13 protein-coding genes are annotated in these 12681 nt (G+C 64.0%); 4 read left to right on the forward strand and 9 right to left on the reverse strand.

Translation table 11 applies throughout. The features are described from left to right. On the forward strand, positions 1-242 hold a 242-nt coding region (locus NKH29_RS00005), incomplete at its 5' end, for an FCD domain-containing protein (RefSeq protein ID WP_352998755.1). Positions 243-269: 27 nt separating this feature from the next. On the opposite strand, the gene NKH29_RS00010 is transcribed toward NKH29_RS00005, so the two are convergent. From NKH29_RS00010 to NKH29_RS00030, 5 genes are all read right to left on the reverse strand, one after another. Continuing rightward, positions 270-1376 carry a Gfo/Idh/MocA family protein gene (locus tag NKH29_RS00010; protein ID WP_352641203.1) on the reverse strand — a complete coding sequence of 369 codons (1107 nt, stop codon included), beginning with the start codon at positions 1374-1376 and terminating at the stop codon, positions 270-272. A gap of 31 nt (positions 1377-1407) precedes the next feature. Continuing rightward, positions 1408-2220, reverse strand: a complete 813-nt coding sequence (locus NKH29_RS00015; protein WP_352481568.1) for an ATP-binding cassette domain-containing protein — start codon at positions 2218-2220, stop codon at positions 1408-1410. 32 nt (positions 2221-2252) lie between these two features. After that, positions 2253-3368 carry an ABC transporter permease gene (locus NKH29_RS00020; protein ID WP_352998968.1) on the reverse strand — a complete coding sequence of 372 codons (1116 nt, stop codon included), beginning with the start codon at positions 3366-3368 and terminating at the stop codon, positions 2253-2255. A 148-nt stretch (positions 3369-3516) separates the two neighbouring features. Beyond that, complete coding sequence (locus NKH29_RS00025; protein WP_023721243.1) at positions 3517-4485, reverse strand: rhizopine catabolism ABC transporter substrate-binding protein; 969 nt, start codon at positions 4483-4485, stop codon at positions 3517-3519. Positions 4486-4552: 67 nt separating this feature from the next. Further along, complete coding sequence (locus tag NKH29_RS00030; protein WP_352844544.1) at positions 4553-5527, reverse strand: polysaccharide deacetylase family protein; 975 nt, start codon at positions 5525-5527, stop codon at positions 4553-4555. A gap of 364 nt (positions 5528-5891) precedes the next feature. On the opposite strand from NKH29_RS00030, the gene NKH29_RS00035 reads away from it, so the two are divergent. Both NKH29_RS00035 and NKH29_RS00040 read left to right on the forward strand, forming a co-directional pair. Further along, the gene (locus NKH29_RS00035) at positions 5892-7136 is read left to right on the forward strand and encodes a DegT/DnrJ/EryC1/StrS family aminotransferase (RefSeq protein WP_352641197.1); all 1245 of its coding nucleotides are present in this window, start codon (positions 5892-5894) and stop codon (positions 7134-7136) included. 169 nt (positions 7137-7305) lie between these two features. Continuing rightward, positions 7306-7749: an SRPBCC family protein gene (locus tag NKH29_RS00040; RefSeq protein WP_352495776.1), complete on the forward strand. Its 444-nt coding sequence runs from the start codon at positions 7306-7308 to the stop codon at positions 7747-7749. 166 nt (positions 7750-7915) lie between these two features. On the opposite strand, the gene mocR is transcribed toward NKH29_RS00040, so the two are convergent. The 4 genes from mocR to NKH29_RS00060 form a co-directional block, all read right to left on the reverse strand. After that, positions 7916-9382 carry a rhizopine catabolism transcriptional regulator MocR gene (gene mocR / locus NKH29_RS00045; RefSeq protein WP_352908844.1) on the reverse strand — a complete coding sequence of 489 codons (1467 nt, stop codon included), beginning with the start codon at positions 9380-9382 and terminating at the stop codon, positions 7916-7918. 4 nt (positions 9383-9386) lie between these two features. Then, the gene (locus NKH29_RS00050) at positions 9387-9593 is read right to left on the reverse strand and encodes a LacI family DNA-binding transcriptional regulator (RefSeq protein WP_023721239.1); all 207 of its coding nucleotides are present in this window, start codon (positions 9591-9593) and stop codon (positions 9387-9389) included. A 200-nt stretch (positions 9594-9793) separates the two neighbouring features. Then, positions 9794-10705, reverse strand: coding sequence for a myo-inosose-2 dehydratase (gene iolE, locus NKH29_RS00055; protein ID WP_352481564.1), 912 nt, complete (start codon positions 10703-10705; stop codon positions 9794-9796). 118 nt (positions 10706-10823) lie between these two features. Beyond that, entirely contained in the window at positions 10824-11111 is a 288-nt protein-coding gene (locus NKH29_RS00060) for a DUF3175 domain-containing protein (RefSeq protein WP_352481563.1), read from the reverse strand. A gap of 176 nt (positions 11112-11287) precedes the next feature. On the opposite strand from NKH29_RS00060, the gene NKH29_RS00065 reads away from it, so the two are divergent. Continuing rightward, positions 11288-12520, forward strand: coding sequence for an MFS transporter (locus NKH29_RS00065; RefSeq protein WP_352998758.1), 1233 nt, complete (start codon positions 11288-11290; stop codon positions 12518-12520). The last annotated feature ends 161 nt before the right edge of the window (positions 12521-12681 follow it).

Here is a 12681-nt window from a genome sequence, read left to right on the forward strand (position 1 = left end):
GGTTCCACCTCGCCATCCTGCGCGCCTCGGGCAACGATCTGCTGGTGCCGCTCGGCGTGCTGATCGAATCGGCGCTCGATCACCTGTTCGCTTTTACGACCCGGGAACTCGACGATTTGCAGCATGCGCAGAGGCTGCATGAGGCAATCGAGAAGAGCATCCGCCTGCAGCGGCCGGACGCGGCACGCAATGCAGTGCGCAAGCTGCTGGCCAATACCGACGGCGTCATCAAGTCCAGGTAGCCGCCGTTCGGCTCCCGGTTTGAGTGCTCAGTCGAACGGTCCGGTCGCGAGATGCCGCCGGGTCAGCCCGAGCAGCAAGGCCTGATCGCGGGCGGCGTGTTCGGGCGGATTGACGACGGGGTCGCCATTGACGATCGCCGCCCAGAAGCCACGCATCTCCTCGACGAAGGCTTCCGCGTAGCCGGCGCGCAAATCTTTCTTCGACAGCGTGTGACCGTGCGAGGTCGTCACCGTCAGCCGGGTCGGATGATGGTTGAGCCAGGGCGAGGGGAATTCGAGCTCCAGGCTGGCATCGTCGAAGAACAGCGTGATCCGCTCCTTGTAGTCGGCGAGCTTAGGTACGGTAAGATGGGTCATGGTCCACAGCGCCTGTCCGTCCAGCAGCTTGACGGCGCCCTGGCCGCCGTCGCCATTGGCAAAGATCTGCGCGCCGACGATCTCGCCGTCCGGCACGCCGAGCGCATCGAGCAGGCCGTGAACGGCATTGACATCGTGAATCAAGGCCGAGCTGTAAGCGCCGGTAAATCCACGGAAAGCGAGATCAGTGAAAGGCACGCCAATGGCTTGTTCGACCTGGCGCTTCTGCTTGGCGGCGACAGCGGCGACCATGTCCTTCGGGATATCGGTGCCGCGCCTGTAGGGCAGGTGGGCGATGAACGGCCAGGCGTCGGGATCGTTCACTTCCACCGAGACCGAGCGCAGCGTGCTCGATGTCCCCGGCAGCGAAGCGAGCGCCAGCCGGTAGCTCGGATCGAAGCGCTTCATGTAGCCGACTTGCATGATTTTCCTGGCGGCATCGCGCGCGGCGACGATCTCGGCGATTTCCGCCAGGGAATAGCAGAGCGGCTTTTCGCAAAAGACATGCAGGCCGCGCGCCAGCGCCGCCAGCACCTGTTCGTGATGCAATGGGTCCGGCGAGCCGATCACTACCGCGTCGAGGCGCTGGTCGAAGAGCTGGTCGATCGTTTCGAAATTGGCGATGCCATGGGTGTCAGTGACGAACTGCCGTGAAATCCTGGAGGGGTCGGCGACGCCGACCAGCTCGAACAATTCACCGAGGCGCAGCAGATTGGGAATATGCTCGACCTGCGAGATCATGCCGGCGCCGACGACCCCGACGCGTAACCTGCTCATGCCATCATCCCCGCGATGTCCGATTGTCAGCTCAAGCCGCCGCAGGCGGCCGGTTGCCGATCTGGGCGAGCAGGCCGGCAATCTCCGCCTCGACCGCCTTCAGATCCTCGCCACCCGACATGATCGAGATGACCTCGTCGCGCGAGATGTCCGATTTGGCGTAGGTACCGCGATTGCGGCCGCGGTTGAGCAGCGTGAAGGTGTCGCCGACCGGATAGGCATGGTGGATGTTGTGGCTGATGAAGATCACGGCCAGGCCCCGCATGCGTGCTTCGATGATGAACTTCAGCACCATCGCCGCCTGGTGGACGCCGAGTGCCGAGGTCGGCTCGTCAAGGATCAGCACGCGCGCGCCAAAATGCACGGCGCGGGCGATCGCCACCGACTGGCGCTCGCCGCCCGACAGCGTGCCGACGGCTTGCGTCGGGTCGCGCACATCGATGCCGATATCGGCCATTGCCTGCCTGGCGATAGTGTTGGCGCGCTCCTTGTCGATGCGCGAGAAGGGCAGGCTGCTTTTGGTCGGTTCGCGGCCGAGGAAGAAGTTGCGGGTGATCGACATCAGCGAGATCATGCCGAGGTCCTGGAACACCGTTGCCACGCCGAGCTCCTGCGCGTCGCGCGGGCTGCGGAAGGTGACCGTCTTGCCGTCGACCAGGATTTCGCCTTTGCTCGGCCGGTAGACGCCGGACAGAACCTTGATCAGCGTCGACTTGCCGGCGCCGTTGTCGCCGAGCAGGCAGTGGACCTCGCCCGGATAGACCTTGATGTCGATGTCCTGGAGCGCGCGCACCGAGCCGAAATTGACGCTGACGCCGCGCAGTTCCATTGCGGGTTCGGTCATTTGGGCCGGTTCGCTCATTTGGGCCGGCTCGGTCATTTGCCACCTCCGCGGCCGAGCGCCTTCACCCTGATGTAGTTGTTGACCAGCACGGCCATCAGGATGACGATGCCGAGGAAGACCTTGAACCAGTCGGTGTCGATGCCGGTGTAGAAGATGCCCATCTGCACCAGCCCGAAGATCAGCGCGCCGAACAGCACACCATAGACTGTGCCGTAGCCGCCGGTGAGCAGCACGCCGCCGATGACGGCGGCGATGATCGCCTCGAACTCCTTGAGCAGGCCGCGCGTGGTGTCGGCGGAGCCCGCCTCCATCACCTGGATGATGGCAAGCAGCGTCGCCGCGCAAGCGGTGTAGACGAACAGGCTGATCTTGACGCGATCGACCGGCACGCCGACGTTGCGAGCTGCGATCAGGTCGCCACCGGTGGCGAAGATCCAGTTGCCGTATTTCGTCTGGGTGAGCACGTAGCCGGCCAGCGCCGTCAGGCCAAGCCACCAGACGATCGACATCGGAATGCCGGCGACGAAGGGAATGCCGTCGCTGCGGGTGCCGATCCAGCCTTGCGCGCCCATCCAGTGGAACAGGCCGGTGAGCAGATGGCCGTTGAAAATGCCGGCCGTCGCCGGGTCCGGTACGCTTTCGAGGATGTAGGGAATTTGGGTGCGGCCGGTGACGGCGCGGGTGATGCCGATCGACAGTCCGCGCAGGATATAGAGCGTGGCGAGCGTGACGATGAAGGAGGGCAGGCGCGTCTTCACCACGATCAGGCCGTTGAGATAGCCGGTGAGGATGGCAACGGCGAAGGCACAGGCGATGCCGCCCCATAGCGGCAGGCCCCAGTATTTCACCGTCAGCCCGATGACGACACCGGCAAAGCCGACCATGGAGCCGACCGAAAGGTCGAACTCGCCGGCGATGATGAGAAGTGCTGCTGCGGTGGCGACGATGCCGAGCTCCGCCGACAGCGTCAGGAAGGTCATCGACCCCTGCAGCGAATAGAGGTTCGCCGCGCCCGGCAGCAGCGCAAAGATGATGATCGTCGCAAGCAGCCCGCCGGCAGCACCGGCTTCCGGCCGGCGCAGCCACTGGGTCAGCTTGCCGGTGCTGGCCAGCCGCTCGTCGGCGCCGGCGGCCCGCTTCGACGTCATGCCGAAGCGGTCGGTCGCCTTCAGTTCGCCCGGAGGTATCGCCTTGTCTTCCACGACCGCCATTAGGCTCTCCAATCGCTCAATTCGCAATCTTCGAACGGATCGGGAGAGCGCCTGGCGCATTCTCCCGTTCCGTCGGAGTGCTGGCCTAGCGGATGCCCTCTTTGGCGAGGGCCAGGATCGCCTTGGCTTTTTCTGGCGAGTCGATGAACAGCGGCCCGGTATAGGCGTTGTTCTGCGGCCAGAAGCCGTGCGTCGCCTGCTCGACCAGATAGATCACCGGCAGATAGCCCATCAGATATTGCTGGGCATCCATACCGAAGCCCATTTCGCCGGCGACGACAGAGTCGAGGACCTCCGGGCTGATGTCGAAAGTGTAGAGCTTGAGCTTGCCGAACAGTTCCTTGTCGCGGAACATCGGGATCAGCGGATTGGCGGCGGTGGCACCAAGCGCAAAGACGGCTTGGGTGTCGGGATGCGCCGACAGATAGGCTTCGGTGCGGCGCTGGATGTCGGCCGGATCTGGCGCCACGGCCAGAACCTCGGTGCCGCCGCCGGATGGCTTCAGCCCGTCATTGAGGCCCTGGCAGCGCTGGTCGAGGCTGACATTGCCGACCTCGTGGTTGATGCAGACGACCTTGAGCGTGCCTTCCTTGGCCAGCCGCTCGCCGGCCTTCTTGCCGGAATCATATTCGGAAACGGTGCCGACATAGAGCGTGGTGCCGAGCTCGGCGCCTTCCTTCTCGCCGGAATCCAGAACCACCATCGGAATATTGGCGGCAAGCCCGGATTTGACGGATTTGCCGAGTGCATTGGCGTCGGCGATGGAGACCGCGATGCCGTCCGGCTTGGTGGCGATGGCGGCGTCCAGAAGCCGGGCCTGCTCGACCACGTCGAAGACCTGCGGCGCGTAATATTCGACCTTGGCGCCGGTGAGGGCGGCCGCGTCATCGACGCCGCGCTTGACCACCGACCAATAGGGATCGGACGCCGACCCATGCACGACGAACGTGATGTGGACGTCCTTCGGATCCTTGAGGCCCGCGGCATATGCAATGCCTGTCATCAGGCCCGCCGTGACGAAGGCGCCCAATGCCGCTTTCAGAAGAGTTTTCATCTTATTCTCCCATTTGTCGTTGCAGTTCCAATCCCTCTGGCGCCGTTTTCCGGCCGCGACGATCGGCTCACGTCGCGGATCGGGTGGCCGCTTTGCGGGCCTTTGCCGACGTCAATCGCTGTTCGCCCGCGTTGTTGCCGCGGGCTGATGTTGACGATCGCCCGGCCGAGAGTGCTGCGCGAAGCTCCTCGCGCAACGGCTTCATGCCGATGACATCGATCGGCTGTGCGGCGAGCCAGTCGCGAAAGCCCTGGTCGCAGAACAGCTCGTACTCTTCGGTGCGGATATAGGCGGAGCGCGGCTCGATCAGCTCGAGTTCACCGGGCGCGTTGCAATGCAGGCAAAAGAAAGTCAGGCCCTCGCGCACACCCTCGATGAGCGCTTTGTAAACGGGCTCGATCGGCCTGGAGCGCGGCCGGCCCCAGGTCGTCTGGATGGCGGCGTCGAAAATGGCAAAGCCGCCGGCGCGGGCCAGCGCCACGCCGCGCTGGAACGCCTCCTCGGTGACGCCGACCAGATTGTCGTTGGGGGAATAAGCGGACAGGGTCTTGGTCAGCAGCACGGGCAGCTGATATTCGAGCCCGAGCTTGATGTAGATGTCGCAAAATTCGGGCGACAATGCTGCGCCCATATGCGCGTCGAGGTGGGTGACGTCGATGCCGGCGCGATAGGCGGTGTCGATCTGGGCGCGAAGCTCGGCCTCGACCGCCTGCGGCACCGCCTTGCGGCGCGTGGTCGCCACGTCGGGCCATAAGAAGCCGAACTCGTCGGTCAGGCCGGCCGCCCGCGACGGCGCGGTCAGCGGCCGCCATTTGTAGTGCTGTTTCTCGCTGTTCAGCGTCAGGTGGACGCCAAGGTCAAGGCCAGGGTTGGCTGCGGCGCTTTCGGCCATTTCGAGGAACCACGGGCACGGCACCATCACCGCGCCGGAACTGCAGACACCTAGCCCGTTCAATTCGAGAAAGGCGCTGTTGGCGCCGTGGCACATGCCGACATCGTCCTCGTGGAGCACGATCCGTTTGCTGGAGCCGGCGGCGTTCACGAATGTCGGCCTTTCCGCCGGCGCGCCGGTCTCGAGGGTCTTCCAAAGTGTGTCCCGTATTTCATGGAACCAACCGTTTGCCCAACTGGCCGGAATGGAACGCCGAAAGCTGGCTTTCCGACAGGGCCACTTTGGCGAATTCGGATGGGTACGATTTGCCTGCCGGCTGAGACACTTAGCTGCCGATTTCCCCAATCAGGGTTCAAAACCACTCATAGGAACCGTCTTCCGGGCGCAGATGGCTTGGTCGAATAGCGGCGGAGTGGTTCTTCCAAACTGTGCCGACAAGCCTACAGCTGTCCACACCATCAAGCGACCCACATTACCAAGTGACCCAAACTACCAAGTAACTTGGAGGCCTGCCATGTACACCGCCGGCGAAGAGGAAATCGAAGCCATTGCCAGGGTGATCCGCTCGGGCGCGCTGTTTCGTTACGGCAAGGACAGCGAATGCGACCGCTTCGAGGCCCGCTATGCGCAGCATCTTGGCGTCGAGCATTTCGCACTGGCCGCCAGCGGCACCTATGGGCTCGCGGCCGGCCTGATCGGGCTCGGCATCGGTCCGGGGGACGAGGTCCTGGTGCCCGCGCACACCTATATGGCGACAGCGACCGCGGTGCTGTCGGTCGGGGCCATTCCCGTCATCGTCGACATCGACGAGAGCCTGACCATCGATCCCGTCGCCTTGCGCGATGCCATCGGGCCGCGCACCAGGGCGGTCATCCCGGTGCATATGTGGGGCGCGGCCTGCAACATGAATGCGATCATGGACATTGCTGCCAAGCGCGGCTTGCTGGTGCTCGAGGATGTCTGCCAAGGCATCGGCGGCGGCTATGAGGGCCGCAAGCTCGGCTCGATCGGCCATGCCGGCGCCTATTCCTTCAACTACTTCAAGAACATGACCTCGGGCGAGGGCGGCGGCATTGCCACCAGCGACCCGAAAGTGGCGGAGCGGGCGCGCTGCGCCATCGACCCTTGCCATTTCTACTGGCAGGGCAGAAGCGACAGCATCAAACCCTTCGCCGGCATCGGCGCGCGTGCTTCCGAACTGATGGGAGCGATGCTCAACGTCCAACTCGATCGACTGGACGGCATCATCGAGGCGATGCGCGCCGAGAAGAAGATGGTGCTGGCCGGCACCCGCCATCTCGGCAATCTCGGTCTGACACCGTCGCCGATGAACAGCCCGGACGACGATTGCGCCGCACAGGTGATGTACCTACTGCCGAGCGAGCAGGCGGCGCAGACTTTTTCGAAGACCATTCCGAGCGTCGTTGCCGGCAAGACCGGCCGTCACAATTTCACCCAGTGGGACCAGGTGCTGATGCATGAAGGGGCGCATCATCCGGCGCTCAATCCTTATGCATTGCCCGAGAACCAGGACCTGCGGCTGGATTACGCCGACGACCTCGGCAAGCGCTCGCTCGACATCCTCAATCGCACGGTGATGATCGCCATGAACCCGGCGCATGACGATACCGATATTCAGGACATGATCCACAACATCGACGCGGCGGCGCGGGTGGCGCTGGAAAATGCTTCGCTGGATGATGTCGAATTGCGCAAAGCGGCACCGGTTGATCTGCAGAAGTTCGACAGTGTGAACTAGACCAGTTCCGACGCGGTTTGCTACCCTGCGGCCGAGTTCCTTGTCCGGCGGCCGGGCGAGGATTCCGGCCGGCATAGCCGGTCGTCAAAAAATCCGCAGGCCCGTGTCGGATAGGCCGGGCTCCCGCTCGTCCTAGGGGCATCGATCACCAACACGGAGGATTAACGATATGCCCGGCACCGTACGTCTGCACCGCGTTCTGACAACCAGCCCGGAGAAAGTCTACCGCGCGTTCCTCGAAGCGGATGCACTTGCGAAATGGCTGCCGCCGAACGGCTTCACCTGCACGGTTCATCACTTCGAGGCGAAAGTCGGCGGTACGTTCAAAATGTCCTTCCGCAACTTCACCACCGGCGACAGCCACTCGTTCGGCGGCGAATATGTCGAGCTCGTGCCCAATGAGCAGCTGCGCTACACCGACCGGTTCGACGACCCCAACCTGCCCGGCGAGATCGAGGTGACCGTGACATTGAAGAAAGTGTCGGTCGGCACCGATGTGAATATCACGCAGGCCGGTATTCCAGACGCCATCCCGGTTGAGGCCTGCTATCTCGGCTGGCAGGAGTCGCTGCGAAATCTGGCGAAGCTCGTCGAACCCGAGATCAAGCAGTAGGGTAAGCGCGCGCGGCTGATCCATGGGGGCGATCTCTTCGCCCCAAGAGAGCGAAGCGGGCGCTGCCTTGGCTGCATCGGCGTCGCTAGCCGGGATCCTAGGGATTCCCGATCTTGCCAGGCAACATGCGCCGGCGCCGGAAAGCCCGGATTGGGGAAGCCTGGCTCTAGCTTCTGTCCAACCTTAGGAACGCGGCGCGCAGCGCCAGCACCGCGCGCAGGATCTGGCGTTCGTCCATTGCCGCATAGCCGAGCAGCAGGCCGTGCTCGGGTTCTGTGGAATGGTAGTTGATCGAGATGCCCTGGACGTCGAGCCCCTCCTTGACGGCGGCGGCGACCACGTCGCTGTCCTTGTAGGGCCTGACGAAGCTCGCCAGCAGCTGCATGCCGGAATCGTTTTCCGTGACGGTCAGCCATTCCGCCAGATGCTCCTGGCACAGCTTGACGAAGTTCGCCTGCCGGCGCGCGTAGAGCCGGCGCATGCGTTTGAGGTGCGTGGCGAAATAGCCCTGCGTGATGAAATCGTTGACCGTTGCCTGCAGGATCAGCGGCGCGAACTGGCCGGTGATGCTCACCGCCCGGTCGAACGGCACCGACAGTTCGCGCGGCACGATCAGATAGCCGATGCGCAGCGCCGGGATCAGCGTCTTGCCGAAGCTGCCGATATAGACGACGCGGTCGGCATGATCGAGCCCGCGCAGCGCCGGCACCGGCCGGCCGCGGAACCGGTATTCGCCGTCATAGTCATCCTCGACGATCCAGGCGCCGTTGCGTTCGGCGATGTCGAGCAACTGCAATCGCTCCTCGATGCGCATGATGGTGCCGAACGGCCATTGGCAGGATGGCGTCACATAGATCAGCCGCGGCGGCGGCAGCTCCGGATCGGCAAGATGCCAGCCACGCCGGTCGACCTTCAACGGTGCCAGCCTGGCGCCGCTGGCGAGAAAGGCGCTCTTGGCGCCGAGATAGCCGGGCTCCTCCATCCAGACATGGTCGCCTTCGTCCATCAGCACGCGCGAGACGAGATCGAGCGCTGCCTGCGCACCGGTGACGATGATCACCTGGTCGGCGGTGCAGCTGATGCCGCGCGACAGGCCGATGGTCGAGGCAATGGCCTGACGCAGGCCGGGGTGGCCGGCAAAGGAGAGATAACCAAGCAGGCTCTCGTCGCGGCTGCGTGCATTGCGCACCAGAAGGCTTGACCAGATGGTGAATGGAAACGACGCCGTTTCAGGCACGCCGGGATGGAAATTGATGACGCCGGCATTACGCGGCGGTTGCGGGCCGTTGACGATGGTCTGGCCGCGCCGCGACAGTTTTTGCGGCGCTGCCAGTCCGGCGCGCAGAGATGCCAAGGGGCGGTTCTGCTGGATCGGCGCTACCCAGGTGCCCGATCCGGCACGCGCCTCGATAAAACCTTCGGCGAGGAGCTGGTCATAGGCGGCGATGACCGTGTTGCGCCCGACCTTCAGATCTTCGGCCAGCGAGCGCGTCGACGGCAGCAGCGTGTTCTGCGGGATTTGGCCGTCAAGGATGAAGCGTCGCAAGGCGGCGTAGATCTGACGATGCATCGGTTCTTCCGAAGCGCGGTCGACCGACATGATGTCGAGGGAAAGGCGCATGTGGTCGGCCAAGGCACTATCCCCCGACGAACCGGGCGGCGCGGGCGATCTTTTCCTCGTTGAGCCGACAGACGGTATCAAGCACCAGTCGCCTGGTTTCGGGGTGGACCTCGCGGCTGTTCTTCAGCGCGCGATGAACGGTGGCGGCGCCAAGTTCCGCCTTCTCGGCAATCTCCCGGATGGTGCAAAGCCGTTCCATGCCAAGCGCAGCTTCGAAAGCCATGTCGCTCCTCCTCGGTTGCATCAAGGCACGGCTTCCGGCCGGCCTCAAGCTCGAACGTCGGGGTTTGAAATCCAGAGCCGGGATTCTGCGATCCGCGCCGCGCAGGGAGCAAGGCGGCGCGGATCGCCGGGCGCATTCGCGTCGCTAACCCCATCGAGGCGCGCGCCCATTATGTTCCTCCGGCTCGCAATGCGGGCCGGTCAGTTTGCCTGCCGCGTCGCCACTTCGAAGCCGGCCTGCCGGGCGGTGGCGAGCAGCGAGAAATAGCCCTTGCTGGCATAGGTCAGCGGATGCGCCTTGGCCGGATCCTGCTCAGCCTCGACAACGATCCAACCTTCATAGCCGCGCGCGGCGAGGGGTTTCAGCAATGACAGGAAATCGACCGAGCCATCGCCGGGCACGGTAAAAATGCCGTCCACTACCGCCGCCATGAAGCTCATGTCCTCGCGGCGTGCCTTTTCCAGCACCGCCCTGCGAACATCCTTGCAATGGAAATGCACGATACGATCGAGATGCCGCTGCAACAGCGATTGCGGGTCGCCGCCCGAAAACAGGCAGTGGCCAGTATCGAACAACAGTCCGACGCTGTGCCCCGTCGCCGCCATCAGCCTGTCGACTTCATCGTCCGTCTCGACGATGGTGCCCATGTGGTGGTGGAAGGCCATGCCGACCCCGAATGCGGCCATGCGGGTGGCGAGGGCGGTCAGTTTCTCGCCATAGGCCCGCCAGTCGCCGTCGCCGAGGCGCGGACGCTCGGAGATCGGTGCGAAAATGCCGTCATGGCGACCGCGCGAGGTGTCGGCGTAGACGACGATCTTGGCGCCGAGGTCGCGCAGCAACGCCAGATGCGGGGTAATCGCCGCGAATTCCTCTTCGACCGTGCGGTCGAGGATGCGGCCATCATACCAGCCGGAGACGAGTTCCAGGCCATAGGAGGACAGGAGCGGCCCAAGCACCTCAGCCTGGCGCGGAAATTTCCCGCCGAGCTCGGTGCCGCGATAACCGGCCTGTGCGGTTTCGGACAGGCAGGTCTGCAGCGGCGTGTCGCCGCCAAGCGCCGGGACGTCGTCATTGCTCCAGGTGATGGGATTGATGCCGATCTTGACCGTCATGACGCCAGGCTTTTGCAGGCTTGCGAATGCAAGCCAGCCTGCAGACTGGCGACAAAGAGGCCCTGTCACTAGGTCCAGTTCAGCCTGATTTGGCAGAACCAATCAATAGTGACCGATTCTAGTCTTCCTTTGGGCGGCCAAAAAGGACGCGCAGTTCGTCCTTTGCGTCCTCCAGCACTTTCTTCTGCGCCGCCGGCAGGTTCTTGCCGGCGCGGTTGATGTAGAAATTCAGCATCGACATGGCGGATTGAAACGGCCCCGCCTTGCGCCGGTCGCTGTGCTCGGCCGACCGCCTCAGCGAGGCGGCGATCTTCCTCGGATCGTGGGATTCGAAGATGTGCTCCTCGAGATCCAGCGCGTCGCTATGCTCGGTGACGTCGGCAGACCATTTCCGTTGCGCGGTCATGGCAAACTCCTTCCACAAGCTCGTTCGAAAAGAAAACGCCCTATGGTGCGCCACTGTTCCACTTCGGCCCGCATCCCTGGAGCCACGGATTGGCCCGTCGTGGCGCTGCTCCGCGATGCGAATGCGCTGATAGTGGTCAGAACCGCCGATTTAAGAACTGCGGACAGGAAACGTTCTTGACCCCCATCGTCTCAAACCAGGCAGCAAGTTCCGGCATCGACAGTGCCTATGCCTGGATACGGCTCGGCGTCTCGATGCTGCTGGCAACCATAGGCGGGGTCGGCATGTGGGCGGTGGTCGTGGTGCTGCCCGCCGTGCAGGCAGAATTCGGCGTCGATCGCGCCGCTGCCTCGATGCCCTATACTGCGACCATGGTCGGCTTTGCCGCCGGCAATGTGCTGTTCGGCCGCGCCATCGACCGCGTGGGGTATTGGGTTCCGGCGCTGATTGCCGCGATTACACTTGGCGCCGGCTTCCTGCTGGCGTCGCTGACCAGTTCGATCCTGCAGTTCACCCTCGTCCAGGGCCTGTTGATCGGCGTCGGCTCGTCGGCGATCTTCGGGCCGCTGATTGCCGACATCTCGCACTGGTTCAACCGGCGCCGCGGCGTTGCGGTGACGGCTGCCGCGTCCGGCAACTATCTCGCCGGAGCGATCTGGCCGACGGCGATGCCCTATGTCATGCAGACCGAAGGCTGGCGCTTCACCTATGCCGCGATCGGCGTCGTCTGCCTGGTCACCATGGTGCCGCTGATCCTGCTGCTCCGGCGCGGCGCACCGCCCCACGCGGCTCCCGGATCGCCGGGCAGCCGCGTGGTCCAGCCGATCTCGCTGTCGCCGGCGGCCTTGCAGGCGCTGCTCATCGTCGCCGGACTCGGCTGCTGCGTGGCGATGTCGATGCCGCAAGTCCATATCGTCGCCTACTGCATGGATCTCGGCTACGGCGTGGCGCATGGCGCCGATATGCTGTCGATCATGCTGGCGGCGGGCGTCGTCAGCCGGCTTGGCTCGGGCTTCCTTGCCGATCGCATCGGCGGCGTGAAAACCCTGCTGATCGGCTCGGTGCTGCAATGCCTGTCGCTGTTGTTCTACATCCCGTTCGACGGGCTTGCCTCGCTCTATGTCGTCTCGCTGGTCTTCGGCCTGTCGCAGGGCGGCATCGTGCCCTGTTATGCGATCATCGTGCGCGAATATATGCCTGCCAAAGAGGCTGGCCAGCGCGTCGGCATCGTCATGATGGCGACCATCTTCGGCATGGCAATCGGCGGCTGGATGTCGGGCTGGATCTACGATTTGACCGGTTCGTATGCCGCCGCGTTCCTCAACGGCATTGCCTGGAACCTGCTGAACATTTTGGCCATGGCGCTGCTGCTGTGGAAGGCCCGCCGCAGCGCTGCTGTGACGGCCTGAAGCACGGCGATACGGGCACAGTCTCTCCGGCCGTCGCTTGACAATAGCCGAAGGCTGCGCGACGCCAGACAAGGTGTGGCAACGGGTTGGCAAGGCAGCAGTGGCAAAGACCCTGAACATCGTCTCACGGTCGCGTCTGGGCGGTTGCCCGGCGTCGGGAC

This window comes from Mesorhizobium sp. M1295 (assembly GCF_040318135.1).
Classification (GTDB): Bacteria; Pseudomonadota; Alphaproteobacteria; order Rhizobiales; family Rhizobiaceae; genus Mesorhizobium.